Origin of the sequence: Labrys neptuniae (genome assembly GCF_040797145.1) — a bacterium.
Taxonomy (GTDB): Bacteria; Pseudomonadota; Alphaproteobacteria; order Rhizobiales; family Labraceae; genus Labrys; species Labrys neptuniae.
This window is the reverse complement of record NZ_JBFNQD010000002.1, coordinates 190,175-205,869: the sequence shown is the minus strand read 5'-3', so window position 1 is coordinate 205,869 and position 15,695 is coordinate 190,175. Positions and strand designations below refer to the sequence as shown.

The following is a 15,695-nucleotide window of genomic DNA, read 5'->3' as shown; positions in this document are numbered from 1 at the left end:
CTCCACTATTGCGGTTTGCCAATAAGGCTACCCTTTCTCCTCAGTCACCCCAGCGAACCCGCCAGCGACTGATGGACGCGGCAACCGCACCGGCAAAAGCAAAGGCAGCGACGAGCTCCGGCCGGTCGTCCGCGATGAAATAGAGCGGCAGCCCCGCCGCGAACGCGCCGCTCAGCGTCCAGAACACTGGCAGGCGCAGGCCGTCATTGTCCCGGCCAAGCTCGGTCAACACCATCGTCCCGAGCGTGGCCAGCGGGAAGGCAATGATGGCCCCGACCACGCTGAAGGCGAGGGTCATCGCCATCAGGAGCGGCACGATGTCCGGATCACGGAACAACGCCACAGGCCGATCGGGCCGGTCGATCAGGGCACACAGACCCAGGGCGACAAGGAATGCGGGGCCAGCGGCAAAAGCGCCGAGACTGACGCTGGCGAAGCTGAACCGCCGGGATGCCTGGCCCATCGCCGCCTCCTCTCAAGCCGGGGGCACCACGTCGGGGGTGATGTGCGTCGCTGGCCGCTGCAACTCGCCGACCCAGCCGTTCACCTTGCGGCCGAGCTGGGCGATCGCCCCCATGTTGAAGAAATGCATGGCGCCGAGCACCAGCACGGCGAGGCCCACCTTGCCGCTTAGGAAACGCATCGCCCCGGTTATGGTGGTCGGCTCGTCACCCAGACTGAGGGCGAGCGTGATGAAGCCGATATTGACAAGGTAGAAGCCGACGATGAGCAAATGGTTGGTCGAACGCGCCAGGGTCTCGTTCTGGCCGAAGCACTGGGTCAGGAAGACCAGGCCGCTGCGCGACAGGGTGTGCGCCACCCAGATGGTGATGCCGATGGCGATGACGAGGTAGAGGGCGTAGGCAATCTCAGTCATGTCGTTTCCTATCGTTATATCCGTTATTTCTGAATATTCAGAAATAACATGACGCGAGAAGGTTCGGAGCGGCCTCGCGTCTCGCCGGTCTATTCCCTGCTTCTGCCAGGGATGAAGCGCGCGACCTTGCCGCCGAGCTTCATCAAGGTCACGAGGGTGGGCTTGGGCAGCACCCGGACCTGTTCGTACCAGCCACTGAGCGTGGACATGAAGTCGTGCAGGCGCGTCACGCGCTCGCGGATATGGGCCGGCGCGTTGCCGTCGCGCTGCAGCTTTTCGGACAACTCGCCCAGCAGCTGGATGGTGGGATCGATTTCGCGGCGCTTGCGTTCGATGGCGATGCGCATCAGCATCTCCCACAGATCGGTCTCGGCGACGAAATGGTCACGCCGGTCGCCCTCGACATGCACGCGGCGGACGATGTTGTAGCCCTGCAATTCCTTGAGGGCGGTGGAGACGTTGGAGCGGGCCAGGCCCAGTTCCCCGACGATGGTCTCTGCGTCGACGGGCCTCTCGGACAGATAGAGCAGCGCATGCACCTGCGCCACCGAGCGATTGACTCCCCAATAGGTTCCCATCTCGCCCCAATGGAGCACGAAGGTCTTGGCTTCGGGATAGTCGAGCAGGCGCATGATTTATCCTATTTCTGTAAAAACAGAAATAACAGTCATGGGCGAGGGAGTCAATCCGGCAACCTGCTCCGGTGCACGGGCACCTTGCCCGCTCTTCCGATCCTGCAAACGCCGAGCTTCCAGGAACAGGCAAGATGCCCGTGCACCGGAATCGCGTCCTGAAGAAAGGTCTGGCCTCCCTGGAAGATCAGGCGGCTTCCGCCGGGATCTCCTTGGGCGGGGTCTTGGTCAGCAGTCGGCAGATGCGCGCGACGGTGGCCTTCATCTCGTTGCGGTGAACGACCATGTCGACCATGCCGTGCTCCTGCAGATATTCGGAGCGCTGGAAGCCCTCGGGCAGTTTCTCGCGGATGGTCTGCTCGATGACGCGCGGACCTGCAAAGCCGATCAGGGCTCCCGGCTCGGCCAGCTGCACGTCGCCAAGCATCGCATAGGACGCAGTGATGCCGCCGGTGGTCGGGTTGGTCAGCACCACGATGTAGGGCTTCCTGGTTTCCCGGAAACGCTGGATCGCCACCGTGGTACGCGCCATCTGCATCAGGGACAGGATGCCTTCCTGCATGCGCATCCCGCCGCCGCACGCGAACACCACGAAGGGTACGCCGCGATCGGCCGCCGTGAGCAGGCCCTTGACCACCGCCTCGCCGGCCGCCATGCCGAGCGAGCCGCCCATGAAGTCGAAATCCTGCACGGCAATCACCGCCGACACGCCATCGACCGTGCCGGCACCGAGCTTGACCGCATCCGTCATGGCGGTCTTGGTACGGGCATCCTTCAGCCGGTCGACATAGCGCTTCTCGTCCTTGAACTTGAGCGGGTCCGGCACGACCTCGGGAAGCGCGATGTCTTCCCATTTGCCGTCATCGAACATCAGCTTGAGGCGCTGCGTCGCCGTCATGCGCATGTGATAGTTCGAGGCCGGGATGACGTAGTTGTTCTGCTCCAGGTCCTTGTGAAAGACCATCTGCCCCGTCTCCGGATCCTTGATCCAGAGATTCTCGGGCGTGTCGCGGCGCGAAAAGAAGTCCTTGATACGCGGCGGAACGACGTTGGCGATCCAGTTCATGGGATACCTTTAAAAGCACGGCGCCCGCCCAAGGCGGGTCGGGGCTGCAGATCAATCATGTTGCCCCTACTTAGCCGTTCCAAACGCCTTTGTCAGCGCCCCCGGCGCATGACCGCCATCCGCCTCGCGGGTTTCCGGCGACAAGTCGAGCCATCCCACTCGACACACGCTGGACGGCGCACCCGAACCGCGCAATATGTAGGACGAATCCACGTTCAGACCGAGAAGCATCAGGGAGTCCCAGGGATGGCGAACGCCATTTATCCAGATCTGAAAGGCCGCACCGTCGTCATCACCGGCGGCGGGCAGGGCATCGGCGCCGCCACCGTCAGGCTGTTCGCCCATCAGGGCGCCAAGGTCGGCTTCGTCGACATCGCCGAAAAACCGTCGCAGGCCCTGGCGGACGAACTCAACCAGAGCGGTGCCACCGTCCTGTTCAAGAAGGCGGATATCACCGACATCGAGGCCCTGAAGGACGCCATCGCCGACATCAGCGCGACGCTCGGACCGGTCACGGTGCTGGTCAACAATGCCGCCCACGACCAACGCCATAAATTCTTCGAGGTGACGCCCGACTATTTCGACGACCGGATCGCCGTCAACCTCAAGCACGCCTTCTTCGCCGCCCAAGCCGCCATCCCCGACATGATTGCCGCCGGCGGCGGCACCATCGTCAATCTTGGTTCCGGCTCCTGGCTGATGGGCTCGGAGGATCTGAGCGCCTACGCTACCGCCAAATCGGCCGCCTACGGCCTGACCCGCGTGCTGGCCCGCGAATTCGGCAAGGACAATATCCGCGTCAACTGCGTCATTCCCGGCTGGATCATGACGGAGCGCCAGCTCGCGCTGTGGGTCGACAAGGCGGGCGAGGAAGCGATCGCGCGCAACCAGGTGCTCAAGCGCAAGCTCGTGCCCGACGATATCGCCAAGGCCGTGCTCTTCCTCGCCTCGGAGCAATCCTCGGGCATGACCAACCAGCAGATCATCGTGGATGGTGGCTGGTATTGAGCCCTTCCTCGGACTCGGCGAGGGCCGGGCGCCTCGATCCCCGGCCCCGATAAAGGCTCGATGCTCGCCATGGCGCTTGCGCATCGGCGGAGGGATGCGCATGTAGGCGCGTCGAACCCAACACCAACCGGATTGGACCAGCATGACATCCGAACTCATCGCCGTGGACTGGGGCACCAGCCGTTTCCGGGCCTATCGCCTCGATGGCGCCGGCACGGTGCTCGACCGGGTCTCGGCCGAGGACGGCATGTCGACGGTCCCGGCCGGCGGCTTTGCGGCCGTGCTGGAGCGCCATTGCGGCGCCTGGATGAAGGCCAGCCCCGATGCGCCGGTACTGATGGCCGGCATGGTCGGTGCCCGCAATGGCTGGGCTGAGGCCGCCTATGCGCCCTGCCCCGCTTCGCCCAAGAGCCTTGCAGAGGCGCTGCTGCACATCGACGAGCGGATTTCGATCGTTCCCGGTGTGATCGCACACGATGAAACCGGCCCCGACGTCATGCGTGGCGAGGAAACCCTGATCTTCGGCACCGATGTCCGCAATGGCCTGGTCTGCCTGCCCGGCACCCATTCCAAATGGGCAAGGGTCGAGGACGGCGTCATCACCGGTTTTGCCACCTTCATGACGGGTGAGACCTACGCCCTCTACCGCCAGCATAGCCTGCTCGCCCGCCTGGCCGCCGAGCCCGAGGATCTCACCGGCTTCGACGACGGGCTGGAAGCGGCCACCGACGAACGCGGCCTGCTGAACCGCCTGTTCCAGGCCCGCACCCGCGTGCTCGCCGGTGAGATGAGCGGCGAAAAGGTCGGCCCCTATCTCTCCGGCCTGCTGATCAATGCCGAGATCGAGGGCGCCTTCAAGCGCTACGGCGCCGACCATCTCGTTACGCTGGTCGCGGACGGCGTGCTGGCCAAACGCTATGTTTCGGCGTTGAGGGCCCGCGGCAGCGCCATCGAGATCATCGCGCCGGAACGGGCTTTCCTCGATGGTCTTTCCACCCTCGCCGCGGCTCGCTGACATCCGGCCCCTCGAACCGACAACAAGGACACAACCATGAGCCTCACCCTCGCCTCTGCCCTGGCCGAGATGCCGCTGGTCGCCATCCTGCGTGGGGTCAAACCGGACGAGGTGGAAGCCATCGCCGAGGCGATCGTCGCGGCCGGCATCCGCATCCTGGAAGTGCCGCTCAACTCGCCCGATCCTCTTCGCTCCATCGGCCTGCTCGCCCGCGGCCTCGCCGGACGTGCCTTGGTCGGCGCCGGCACCGTGCTGACCGTCGACGACGTCGCCGGCGTCGCCGAGGCGGGCGGCACGGTAATCGTCTCGCCCAACACCGATGTCGAGGTGATCCGGGCCAGCAAGGCGCGCGGCCTCCTGTCCCTTCCCGGCTTCTTCACGCCGACCGAGGCCTTCGCCGCGCTGGACGCGGGCGCCGACGCCCTGAAGCTGTTCCCGGCCGAGATGGCATCGCCCGTCGCCGTCAAGGCCATGCGCGCCGTGCTGCCGCGCAGCACCAAGGTGCTGGTGGTCGGCGGCGTCTCGCCCCAGACCATTCCGCCCTATCTCGCCGTCGGCGTTGACGGCTTCGGCGTGGGTTCGGACCTCTATGCTGCCGGGCGCAGCGCCGCCGAAGTCGGCGAGCGCGCGGCTGCCCTCACGGCCGCCATCCGGGCGCTCAACGGCGAGCGCACGGCCTGAACCTGTCCCAATAGTGTTTTTGCGATTTGACGAAGCCACCGAGAATCGCAAAGGCGCGTCGAGCCAAAGAGTTTGAGCAAACAAGCGTTCAGTCATGAACGCGCTTTGCTCTGGAGAGGCCGAGTTGCGCGCCTCGCCTTTCCCGTTATGCTTTCCAAAACAATCGAGGAAACCGCCCTATGATCGTCGTGTTCGGTTCGCTTGGCGTGGACCTGGTCACCAATGTCAGCCATATCCCCCACCCTGGCGAGACCGTGCTGTGCGAAGGTTATTTCATGGTGCCGGGCGGCAAGGGCGCCAATCAGGCGGTGTCGGCGGCACGCGCCGGCTCGAAGACCGCCATCATCGGCTCGCGCGGCAATGACGGCTTCGCCGATCTCGCCCTGTCGGTGATGCGGGAAGCCGGCGTCGATGTCGCGCCGGTGCTGCCGGTCGACAAGCCGACCTGCGTCGCCTTGATCACGGTGGACGAGAAAGCCGAGAACGCCATCGTCGTCGCGTCCGGCGCCAACCAGGCCACGCGCGCCGAGCAGCTCGAGACGTTCGATCTCGCTGAGGGCGATATCGTGCTGCTGCAGCGCGAGATCCGCGATTCTGAAAATTTCGCCGCCATCAAGTATGCCAAATCGCGCGGTGCCCGCGTCGTCTTCAACGTGGCGCCCGCCGGCCCGCTCCCCGAAGAGGTCCTGCGCCTCGTCGACGATCTCGTCGTCAACGAGCATGAGGCCCTGGTAGTGGCCAAAGCTGCCGGTATCGAGGCGACCGATCCTGTCGAAGCCGCCCGTGTGATCAGCGAGCGCTTCGGCTGCGCCGGCATCGTGACGCTGGGCGCCGAAGGCGTGGTCGGCTGGAGCAAGGGCACACGCCACACCGCACCGGCCCTCAAGGTGACGCCGGTCGACACCACCGCCGCCGGCGACAGTTTCACCGGCGCCTATGCTGCTGCCCTCGACCAGGGCCTCGGTTTCGACGCTGCCCTGGCTCGCGGCGCCGCCAGCGGCTCGCTGGCCTGCACGCGGCCCGGCGCCCAGTCCTCCATCCCGACCAAGGCCGAGATCGACGACGCCCTGCGCCAGTCATAGCCTGAAAATTGGCAAGGCGCGGCGAGCGCTCGCAGGAGTGGAAGTTCAAGCTCCCCTTGTCGCCACGGCCCTGGCGTGGTACCCGCGCGCTGGCTCAGCGGCCTGTCATGATCGGACTGCCGCTGGATTGTGATTCCTAGAGTATGGTGTCTCCAAGCTGGAACGCGCCTTGCCCTAGCCCTTTGTTCTGACGCGTCGTTGCCAGGTTCGGCGGCCTTGCCGGACCACAAGACGCTCCGGAGCGCTTTTTCCTTCGGCCCAAGGGCTGCACACCCACTAAGGAACTCGAAATGGCGAACGAACAGCAGAACGGCCCCGAAGAGGCGCAGGAAGTCCAGCCCTCCCTCAACGTGCTGGCGCAATACATCAAGGATCTCTCCTTCGAGAACCCCAATGCACCGCGTTCGCTCGGCAACCTGCAGAACTCGCCGCAGATCCAGCTCACCGTCAACGTCAATGGCAAGCCGCTCGGTGGCCCCGACTACGAAGTCGAGCTTTCGATCGAAGGCGGCGCCGGCGAAGGCGCCAACACCCTGTTCAAGTTCGAGCTGCTCTATGGCGCGGTGATCCGTCTTGCCGGCATCCCCGAAGACAACATCCACGCCATGGTGATGATCGAAGGCCCGCGCCTGCTCTTCCCCTTTGCGCGCCAGATCATCGCCGACTGCACGCGCAATGGCGGCTTCCCGCCCCTGATGATCGACCCGATCGACTTCGTGGCGCTCTATCGCAACCGCCTCGCCCAGAGCCAGCCAACCGTCGGCCAGGCCTGATCGTCGCGAACTGCGCAACTCTCCTGAACAGGACCGGCGGCGCACACCCGATGCGCCGCCCGATATCTTGTGAAACAAGCGCCATTCCCGAAGCGGCGCTATGATCGGAAATCGATCATCCGGCACCCCTCGACAAGGCCAGGACCGGACACAGGAGGAATGGGCTTGGGAACGCGGCGACTGATCGTCGGATGCCTTGCCGCGGCCATGCTCGTTGGCGGCGGCATTTATGCCATCGGCCAGCAACTGCGCAGCTGCGGCCTCATCGATGTCTGGCTCCGCCGCAGCGGCTGCATCGCCGCCCATGAATTTCCGACTCTGTTCGACGGCAAAAGCCTCAACAATCCCGCCATGGCCTTCGAAGGCGATAGCGATCGCCTCGCCCTGGCGATGACCGAAACCCGGCCGGCCACCGCCACCGGCGCTATTCCCCAGCGCTACATATTGCTTGAAGTATCGGCCGAATCGGGCACGGTCCTCAACCGCACACCACTCGGCGGCTTCGAGGAAGGCCGGCTCAACGGTGCCATCCTGCTCGCCTGGAACGGCCGCCATGCCGCGATGGCCGTACCGCAGCCGGGCAAGGCAGCTGCCCCTGCCGCCAAGGAACAGGTGGCGGCGACCCTCAAGCTCATGGCCCTGGCGGGCGGCGAAGCCGGCTGGGAAAAGCCGTTGGACGACATCCCTGCAAGCCGGTCCGGCTTCGGCCAGTTCGACCCGGACAATCAGCGGTTCCGGCTTTTCACCGGCGCATGGACGATCGCAGGGGAAAAGATCGATCGAGGCCAGGTGAATTGGAACAGGGCATTCGGCTCCGGCGACATGCCGGTGAACACGCCCGACGGCACCACCGCGGTCGTCCGCGCCGACAAGGGCGCGATCGAAATCATACAGGCGGACGGCCGCAGATCCAGCCACGATCTCGGCATCGCCGGACGGCAGATCTCGACCAACTGGCTGCTGCTGTCGCCGGATGGGCACAGATTGTCCCTGATCCTGCGCCCCGTCGGGGCAGACGGCATCCTGCAGGTTTGGGACATCCGGACCGGCCAGCGCCTGATCGATGCGGTCGTACCCAGGCTCGCCACGGAAGCGGCATGGTCCGCCGATGGCCGCCGCCTGGCCGTCCGCCGCAGTGGCCGCGAAGGTTCGGGCTACGCCCTGTTTGCCATTGACGGCTGAGACCTACGGTCGCGATGTTCGATCCAGCATCGGTACTGTCGGCATGAGACCGCAGGAAGCGGGTGGCATCGATCCGGCCAGTGCCGCAGATCTCGAGAAAGCTCGCTCTGCGGACAAATACGATGTCGATACCGGCCACTCCCAATCGCCCGATGAGCCTCGTCGAATGGGGCCTGCTGCTCGCCCTCTCGCTGCTCTGGGGTGGATCCTTCTTCTTCACCGGCATCGCGATCGAGGCCTTGCCGCCGTTCACCATCGTCCTGCTGCGCGTCGGTCTCGCCGCGCTCATCCTGCTGGTGGTCCTGTCGTTCCACGGCCAATCCCTGCCGCGCGAGCCGCGTCTTTGGGCTGCCTTTTTCGGCATGGGCCTGCTCAACAACGTCACACCCTTCTGCCTGATCGTCTGGGGCCAGACGGAGATCGCCTCGGGTCTTGCCGCCATCCTCAATGCTACGACGCCGCTATGGACGGTGATCGCCGCTCATTTCCTCACAGCGGAGGAGCGCATGACCGGCAATCGCCTTGCCGGGGTACTGATCGGGCTCGCCGGCGTGGCCGTGATGGTCGGCCCGCAAGCCCTCGCCGGCCTCGGCGCAAAGCTTGCTGCGCAGCTTGCCGTGCTCGGCGCCGCGATCTCCTATGCGCTTGCCGCCATTTTCGGCCGCCGCTTTCGGATCCTCGGCGTGCCGCCGATGGTCACCGCCACCGGGCAGGTCACGGCTTCCGCCCTGATGCTGGCACCGGCTGCGATCCTCGTCGACCGGCCCTGGACGCTGACCATGCCAAGCCTGCCGGTCTGGGCGGCAATCTTCGGCCTGGCCGCCATGTCGACGGCGCTCGCCTATGTCCTCTATTTCCGGATCCTGACCACGGCAGGTGCCACCAATCTGGCCCTGGTGACCTTTCTCATCCCGATCAGCGCTATCCTGCTCGGAGGGTTCGTGCTCGGAGAAAGGCTCGATCCGAAGCATTTCGCCGGGATGGTCTTGATCGGCCTGGCTTTGATGGCGATAGACGGCCGTCTTTTCAGGCGCCTGCGCCCGGCATAAGACAGGCCGGCTGTCCGACCGTTATCTCAGCGGCTCTGTCACTGCGCATACTTCTTCCACAGGGCGTTCTCGCCCAGGCCGGCGATGAAGGCTTCGTGGGCGGCCAGTTCTTCGGGCCGGATGCGCGACGGCAACGCCTTGGGGCGGGGCCCGACCGTGCCGCCCCCAGCGCGGGCGACGATGGCGGCGGAGGCCGAAGCCAGGCTGAGCGCCGTCTGGCGTCCGCCGGTCAGCTCGATATAGACCTCGGCCAGGATCTCGGCGTCGAGCAAGGCGCCATGCTTGACGCGCTTGGAATTGTCGATGCCGTAACGCTGGCAGAGTTCGTCGAGCGAGGCACGCGCGCCGGGATGCTTGCGCCGTGCCATGGCCAGGGTATCGACGACCCGGTCCATCGCCAGGGCCGCGAGGTTGACCCGTTTCAGCTCCGCATTGAGGAATCGCATGTCGAAGCCGGCATTGTGGATGACGAGATGGGCGTCACCGACGAAATCGACGAATTCCTGGGCAAGTTCGGCAAAGAGCGGCTTGTCGGACAGGAACTCGGCCGAGAGCCCATGCACGTTGAAGGCTTCCACCGGCATGTCGCGCTCGGGATTGAAATATTTGTGCCAGGTGGCACCGGTGGGATTGCGGTCGATCATCTCGACACAGCCGATCTCGACCAGCCGATGCCCTTCATTGGGATCGAGGCCGGTGGTTTCGGTATCGAGGATGATCTCGCGCATTTAGGGTCCGTCGTCAGCTATGGTTTGGAATTTGATGAGGTCAAAAATAGTCAAATGGGAGGAGAGAGCGTAGCCAAGTCTTTCGTCTTGGCAAGCGAAGCGACGCTGCAGATGACCATTTTTCACCTCAGCGCTTCCGGCGGCGGGGCGCTTTTGGCCGACTGGCGCGTCGCGTATCGTAGCAAGCCGAAAGGCTTGCGTCCTCACGCTTCTTCCACTCGGCCAAAATCGCTCCCGTCAAATCCAAACCATAGCTGACGACGGACCCTAAGCTTCCGACTCAGGCGGTGGAGGACAGGGCCGTGATTATGGCATCCACCTGACTCTGGGCAAAGTCGAGACCCTTGCTCGAATCGATGATGAAATGGGCGCGGCGGCGCTTTTCCACATCCGGAACCTGGCGGGCCAGGATCACGGCGAAGCGTTCCTCGTCCATGCCGGGACGCGCCATCACGCGCTCGCGCTGAATGCGGGCGGGCGCCGAGACCACTGCCACAGCCCGGCAGCGCCGTTCGCCACCGGTCTCGTAGAGCAGGGGGATGTCGAGCACGGCAAGGTTCGCCCCCTTGGCGCGGGCAGTGGCCAGGAAATCCTGTTCGGCAGCATGCACGAGCGGATGCACGATGGTTTCGAGAGTGCGCATCGCCTCGGCATTGCCGAATACCTGCCGGCCGAGCTTGGCGCGATCGATCACCCCATCCACGGACACCCCCGGAAAGGCTGCCTCCACCGCCTCCACGGCCGGCCCGGCATAGAGACGATGAACCGTGGCATCGGCGTCGTGCACCGGTACGCCCCGCGCGCGGAACATCGCCGCCGTCGCCGACTTGCCCATGCCGATCGAACCGGTCAGGCCAAGGATGAAGGTCATCATCGCCTCCAGGGAGCATGCGCCCCCATTCGTATCGTGATCACACCGGCACGCCAGCAGGGATCGTCAAGAAATCTTAGGCTCAGAAATCTGAAGCCCTGAAATCCTACGCTTTCGCCTCGATGTCCGCCAGCACCAGCGCCCGCAATTGCGGCGTCACCTCGGGCCTGGCGCCGAACCAGCGCTCGAAACCGGGAACGGCCTGGTGCAGGAGCATGCCGAGCCCGTCCACCGTGGCAAGCCGGGCCTGCCGGGCCGCTGCGAGCAGCGGCGTCTCCAGCGGTACATAGACGATGTCGGTGACCAGTGCCGATTTCGGCAGGCGCGAGAGATCGAGATCGAGCGGCGGCTGGCCTTTCATGCCGAGTGAGGTGGTATTGACCACGAGTTCGGCCCCTGCAAGGGCGGTCTCGGCCTGGTCCCAAGCCAAAGCCGTGACCTTCGTGCCGAAATGGCGGGCTAGAGCTTCGGCGCGTTCCAGCGTGCGATTGATCAGCAGGATCCGCTCGGCGCCGCGCTGCAGGAGCCCATAGAGAATGGCTCGGGAAGCACCTCCGGCCCCCAATACGACGGCCTGCTTCATCCCGGCGCTCCAGCCCGGGGCTTCCTGGTCGAGATTGGCGAGGAAGCCGGTGACATCGGTATTCATGCCTTTGAGCTGGCTGCCTTCGAACCAAAGCGTGTTGACGGCTTCAAGATCGCGCGCGACAGGATCGTCCACGCTGGCGAGGCGGAAGGCCGCCTCCTTGTGCGGCACGGTGACGTTGCCACCGACGAAACCCTGCTCGGCCAGGGTCCTGACAAAGGTCTCGAACGCGGCAGGCTCGACGGCGATGCGCTCATAGCTGCCCTGAATACCGAGTTCCTTCAGCCAGAAGCCGTGAATCAGGGGCGAGCGCGAATGGGAGATGGGGTAGCCGACGACGAAGGCACGTTTCATGGCAGGTCCTGTAAAGGCTCAGGCGGTCGCAAGGCCTTGCTCGCGCAACGCGGCGAGCAAAGGCAGCAAGGGAAGGCCGAGAATGGTGAAATAATCACCCTCGATCGCCTCGAACAGGGTCACGCCCAGCCCTTCGAGCTGGTAGCAGCCGACACTGCCCAGGATGGCCTCGCCCGCGCGGGCGAGGTAGTCGTCGAGGAAGGCATCGGAGAAATCGCGCATGGTCAGGCGGGCGCTGGCAACGCCGCTCGCGATGACGTCGCCGTCTTGGGCCAGGGCATAGGCGGAGTGGAGTTCGTGGCGCCGTCCACGCAGGACAACGAGCTTGTCGCGAGCCTGCGCCAAGGTCGCCACCTTGGAAAAGCGCTGCTCGCCCAAGGCCATGGTCTGGTCGGCGCCGATCACCACCGCGCCCGGCGCATCGCGGGAAACGGCAAGGGCTTTCTCGCGGGCAAGCGCTTCGGCAACCCGGTCGGGGGCCAGATTGTCCGCCTGCCATCGGCGTTCGAAGCCGCGCTCGTCGATCGCTGCCGGGATCGCCTCGATCGCCAGCCCGGCGGCACGCAGCATCTCGCCGCGAATGGCGGATTTGGAGGCCAGAATGAAGCGCGGCGATGCTTCGCCAGCCCTGCCTTCGGCCCGACCGTCAACTTTTTTCATTCGCCTGAAAATCCCGTTTTTCTGCGTCTGCCTTAGCAGTCCGCCCCGCTTTTGCGTAGGGGAGCGGTCAAAAATGCCGCATGATCGCTGCCTTCAGCCGCAGGGGTTGCCTGAAAATCCTGCACACCGGCCCGTTGCAAACCGTCGGATATTGTGATCACATTATCGAAAGCCAAGAAAAATGAACCGAGACGAGCCTGGCCGTGAGCCAAGGCAGATGAGGGGTTGTGCGTGCCGGACGGAACGGTTGTCAATTCAATCGAAGTTCGCGATGTGCGGAAGGTTTTCGGCGCTGGCGACCATGCCTTCGTCGCTCTGGATACGGTCAGCGTATCCATTCGCCAGAATGAATTCTTCACCTTGCTCGGGCCGTCGGGCTGCGGCAAGACCACGCTGCTGCGCCTGATCGCCGGGTTCGATTTCCCCACCTCCGGGCAGATCCTGCTCTATGGCGAGGACATTGCGGGCCTGCCGCCCTTCAAGCGGCCGGTCAACACGGTGTTCCAGAGCTATGCCCTCTTCCCGCACATGTCGGTAGCCGAGAATATCGGCTTCGGCCTGGAAATGCTGGGCAAGCCCAAGGCCGAGATCGGCACGCGGGTCGCCGAGATGCTCCGCCTGGTGCGCATGGAGCACCTGGCCGATCGCAAGACCAGCCAGATCTCGGGCGGCCAGCAGCAGCGCGTGGCGCTTGCCCGCGCCCTGGCGCCCCAGCCCAAGGTGCTGCTGCTCGACGAGCCGCTCTCAGCCCTCGACTACAAGCTGCGCAAGGAAATGCAGCTCGAATTGAAGCGCCTGCAGCACGAGACCGGCATCACCTTCATCTTCGTCACCCATGACCAGGAGGAAGCCCTGGCCATGTCGGACCGCATCGCGGTGATGTCGGCCGGACGGATCCTGCAGGTGGGCGGCCCGCGCGACATCTACGACACGCCGGCCGAGCGCTTCGTCGCCGAGTTCATCGGCGAGACCAATTTCATCGAGACCGATTTTCTCGGCCGCAACGGCGCCCAGGCCCGCGTCAAGCTGCCCTCGGGCCGCGAAATCACGGCCGGCCTCAGCGACGGGCACCAGCCCGCCGACAAGACCTGGCTGGTGGTGCGCCCCGAACATGCCCAACTCACCGCCGCCGAAGGCGCCCTCCTGGCCGGGACGGTGGAGAATGTCGTCTATCTCGGCACCGATACGCATTTCCATCTGCGGCTCGATCACGGGCCCCGCTTCACCGTGCGCCGGCAGAATACCGGGGCTGGAGCCGTGACCAGTCCAAGCCAGGCCTTCGAGCCTGGCCAGCGCGCCGGCGTCACCTTTGCCGAAGGCACAGCCCGGGTGTTGAGGGACTGATGACGGACGCTGCCGAAATCGCCGCCAAGGCCCGCCGCAACGAAACCCGCAACCGCTGGCTGCTGTCCGCACCCGCCCTCTTCGTGATCCTGGTCGCCGCCACCGGCCCGCTCCTGATCGTGCTGGTCTATTCCTTCCTGGTGCCGGGACCCTATGGCGACGTGAAGTGGCAATTCTCCACCGAAGGCTGGACCTCGGTCCTCTTCGAACGCGACATGTTCGACGACACCCTGTCGCTGGCCAGCGCCCATCTCACCATCTTCTGGCGCTCGGTGAAGCTGGCGCTGATGACCACCGTGGTGACCCTGGCGCTCGGTTTTCCCACCGCCTACTTCATCTCGACGCGGCCGGCCCACCGGCGCGACCTCTGGCTGTTCCTGATCACCATCCCGTTCTGGACCAACCTTCTGATCCGCACTTTCGCCATGCTGCAGATCATCCGCAACGAAGGCCTGTTCAACATGGTGCTGATCAAACTCGGCGTGATCTCGGCGCCGCTGCAGATTCTCTATACCGATACCGCCATCCTGGCCGGCATGGCCTATGTCTACCTGCCGCTGATGGTGCTGCCGATCTATGCCAGCATGGAGAAGTTCGACTTCCGCCTGGTCGAGGCCGGCTATGATCTCTATGCCAGCCGCTTCCAGGTGCTCCGCCGCATCATCATCCCGCTGACCAAGCCCGGCATCGTCGCCGGCTCCATCCTGGTGTTCATTCCCGCGCTCGGCGCCTATGTCACGCCGAACCTGCTCGGCGGCGGCAAGAATATGATGCTGTCCAACCTGATCGAGCTGCAGTTCGGCCAGGGCCGCAACTGGCCGCTGGGCGCTTCGCTCTCCATCACGGTGATGGCGATCGTGATGGTGGCGCTGCTGGTCTATGTGCGCAACACCGGCGGTTCGGGGGTTAGACATGGCTGAGCCCTTCTCCATCCGCCGCCAGCCCGGCTTCACCACCATCGCGCTGCTCTGCTTCGTGCTGCTCTATCTGCCGATCGTGGTGATGGTGATCTACGCCTTCAACGAGGCGACGTCGGTCTCCACCTGGGGCGGCTTCTCGCTGAAATGGTTCGTGGCCGCCTGGAACAACGACCAGGTGGTCGATGCCACCCTGCGCTCCTTCCAGATCGCCACCATTGCCGCGGTGCTCTCCACCGTCTGCGCCACCATGGCGGCACTGGCGACCACGCGCACCGAAGCCTATCCGGGCCTCACCTTCACCTATTCGGCCATCAACCAGCCGCTGATGGTGCCCGAGATCGTCACCGGCGTGGCGCTGCTGATCTTCTTTTCGCGCATCAAGATCGTCACCGGTTATGACGGCCTGGCCTATCTGATCGCCGCCCACACCGCCTTCTGCGTGCCCTTCGCCTATCTGCCGATCCGCGCGCGCCTGGAAGGCATGGACCTCACCTTGGAGCGCGCCGCCGCCGACCTCTATGCCACGCCCTGGCGGGCTTTCCGGCGCGTGACGCTGCCGCTGCTCTGGCCCGGCATCCTCGCCGGCCTGATGCTGGCCTTCGTCACCTCGCTCGACGATGTGGTGATCACCGAATTCGTCAAGTCCGGCGGCCAGGACACGCTGCCGACCTACATGCTCGGCCAGCTGCGCCGCGGCGTCACACCCGAAGTCAATGCGCTGTCGACGGTCTTCCTGCTCTTGTCGGTCGTCATCGTCACGATTTTCTTCTTCATCAGCAGGAAGAAAGACTGATGCGCCGGATGGAGCGAAGATCGCATCTTCGTCCAACCGCCGCATCGCCACTCAGGTTGGGGGCAATAGAGCTC

Annotated in this window: 18 protein-coding genes; 10 read left to right on the top strand and 8 right to left on the bottom strand. The window is 64.8% G+C overall.

Annotation, left to right across the window (positions count from 1 at the left end):
* Positions 1 to 40: 40 nt before the first annotated feature.
* The 4 genes from ABXS05_RS08285 to accD form a co-directional block, all read right to left on the bottom strand.
* Positions 41 to 463, bottom strand: a complete 423-nt coding sequence (locus ABXS05_RS08285) for a hypothetical protein (protein ID WP_367623554.1) — start codon at positions 461 to 463, stop codon at positions 41 to 43.
* A gap of 12 nt (positions 464 to 475) precedes the next feature.
* Positions 476 to 877 carry a hypothetical protein gene (locus ABXS05_RS08280; protein ID WP_367623553.1) on the bottom strand — a complete coding sequence of 134 codons (402 nt, stop codon included), beginning with the start codon at positions 875 to 877 and terminating at the stop codon, positions 476 to 478.
* Between the two features lie 89 nt (positions 878 to 966).
* Positions 967 to 1,509, bottom strand: a complete 543-nt coding sequence (locus tag ABXS05_RS08275) for a GbsR/MarR family transcriptional regulator (protein WP_311934082.1) — start codon at positions 1,507 to 1,509, stop codon at positions 967 to 969.
* 187 nt (positions 1,510 to 1,696) lie between these two features.
* A complete protein-coding gene (gene accD, locus ABXS05_RS08270; protein ID WP_068283517.1) occupies positions 1,697 to 2,575 on the bottom strand; it encodes an acetyl-CoA carboxylase, carboxyltransferase subunit beta in 879 nt (292 codons plus the stop codon).
* Positions 2,576 to 2,821: 246 nt separating this feature from the next.
* On the opposite strand from accD, the gene ABXS05_RS08265 reads away from it, so the two are divergent.
* The 7 genes from ABXS05_RS08265 (at position 2,822) to ABXS05_RS08235 (ending at position 9,365) form a co-directional block, all read left to right on the top strand.
* Positions 2,822 to 3,583: an SDR family NAD(P)-dependent oxidoreductase gene (locus tag ABXS05_RS08265; RefSeq protein ID WP_311934081.1), complete on the top strand. Its 762-nt coding sequence runs from the start codon at positions 2,822 to 2,824 to the stop codon at positions 3,581 to 3,583.
* 142 nt (positions 3,584 to 3,725) lie between these two features.
* Positions 3,726 to 4,598 carry a 2-dehydro-3-deoxygalactonokinase gene (locus ABXS05_RS08260; RefSeq protein ID WP_367623552.1) on the top strand — a complete coding sequence of 291 codons (873 nt, stop codon included), beginning with the start codon at positions 3,726 to 3,728 and terminating at the stop codon, positions 4,596 to 4,598.
* Positions 4,599 to 4,634: 36 nt separating this feature from the next.
* A complete protein-coding gene (locus tag ABXS05_RS08255; protein ID WP_367623551.1) occupies positions 4,635 to 5,279 on the top strand; it encodes a 2-dehydro-3-deoxy-6-phosphogalactonate aldolase in 645 nt (214 codons plus the stop codon).
* Between the two features lie 179 nt (positions 5,280 to 5,458).
* Positions 5,459 to 6,361, top strand: a complete 903-nt coding sequence (locus tag ABXS05_RS08250; protein WP_367623550.1) for a ribokinase — start codon at positions 5,459 to 5,461, stop codon at positions 6,359 to 6,361.
* A gap of 290 nt (positions 6,362 to 6,651) precedes the next feature.
* The gene (secB, locus tag ABXS05_RS08245) at positions 6,652 to 7,134 is read left to right on the top strand and encodes a protein-export chaperone SecB (protein ID WP_068283502.1); all 483 of its coding nucleotides are present in this window, start codon (positions 6,652 to 6,654) and stop codon (positions 7,132 to 7,134) included.
* 165 nt (positions 7,135 to 7,299) lie between these two features.
* Positions 7,300 to 8,316, top strand: a complete 1,017-nt coding sequence (locus tag ABXS05_RS08240) for a WD40 repeat domain-containing protein (RefSeq protein WP_367623549.1) — start codon at positions 7,300 to 7,302, stop codon at positions 8,314 to 8,316.
* A 122-nt stretch (positions 8,317 to 8,438) separates the two neighbouring features.
* On the top strand, positions 8,439 to 9,365 hold the full coding sequence (locus ABXS05_RS08235; protein ID WP_367623548.1) for a DMT family transporter: 927 nt from the start codon (positions 8,439 to 8,441) through the stop codon (positions 9,363 to 9,365).
* A gap of 38 nt (positions 9,366 to 9,403) precedes the next feature.
* Here ABXS05_RS08235 and dnaQ read toward each other — a convergent pair whose 3' ends face one another.
* The 4 genes from dnaQ to ABXS05_RS08215 form a co-directional block, all read right to left on the bottom strand.
* The gene (gene dnaQ, locus ABXS05_RS08230; RefSeq protein ID WP_311934075.1) at positions 9,404 to 10,093 is read right to left on the bottom strand and encodes a DNA polymerase III subunit epsilon; all 690 of its coding nucleotides are present in this window, start codon (positions 10,091 to 10,093) and stop codon (positions 9,404 to 9,406) included.
* Positions 10,094 to 10,373: 280 nt separating this feature from the next.
* Positions 10,374 to 10,964 carry a dephospho-CoA kinase gene (gene coaE, locus ABXS05_RS08225; protein ID WP_311934074.1) on the bottom strand — a complete coding sequence of 197 codons (591 nt, stop codon included), beginning with the start codon at positions 10,962 to 10,964 and terminating at the stop codon, positions 10,374 to 10,376.
* 106 nt (positions 10,965 to 11,070) lie between these two features.
* Positions 11,071 to 11,904, bottom strand: a complete 834-nt coding sequence (locus tag ABXS05_RS08220; protein WP_367623547.1) for a shikimate dehydrogenase — start codon at positions 11,902 to 11,904, stop codon at positions 11,071 to 11,073.
* An 18-nt stretch (positions 11,905 to 11,922) separates the two neighbouring features.
* Complete coding sequence (locus ABXS05_RS08215) at positions 11,923 to 12,564, bottom strand: Maf family protein (RefSeq protein WP_367623546.1); 642 nt, start codon at positions 12,562 to 12,564, stop codon at positions 11,923 to 11,925.
* Between the two features lie 231 nt (positions 12,565 to 12,795).
* Here ABXS05_RS08215 and ABXS05_RS08210 point away from each other — a divergent pair, with 231 nt between their 5' ends.
* From ABXS05_RS08210 to ABXS05_RS08200, 3 genes are read left to right on the top strand one after another with little or no spacing between them, the layout of a single operon-like run.
* The gene (locus tag ABXS05_RS08210; protein ID WP_376717622.1) at positions 12,796 to 13,908 is read left to right on the top strand and encodes an ABC transporter ATP-binding protein; all 1,113 of its coding nucleotides are present in this window, start codon (positions 12,796 to 12,798) and stop codon (positions 13,906 to 13,908) included.
* Positions 13,908 to 14,828, top strand: coding sequence for an ABC transporter permease (locus ABXS05_RS08205; RefSeq protein WP_367623545.1), 921 nt, complete (start codon positions 13,908 to 13,910; stop codon positions 14,826 to 14,828). The genes ABXS05_RS08210 and ABXS05_RS08205 overlap by 1 nt, the downstream gene beginning before the upstream one ends.
* Positions 14,821 to 15,621, top strand: a complete 801-nt coding sequence (locus ABXS05_RS08200) for an ABC transporter permease (RefSeq protein WP_367623544.1) — start codon at positions 14,821 to 14,823, stop codon at positions 15,619 to 15,621. The genes ABXS05_RS08205 and ABXS05_RS08200 overlap by 8 nt, the downstream gene beginning before the upstream one ends.
* Positions 15,622 to 15,695 lie beyond the last annotated feature (74 nt).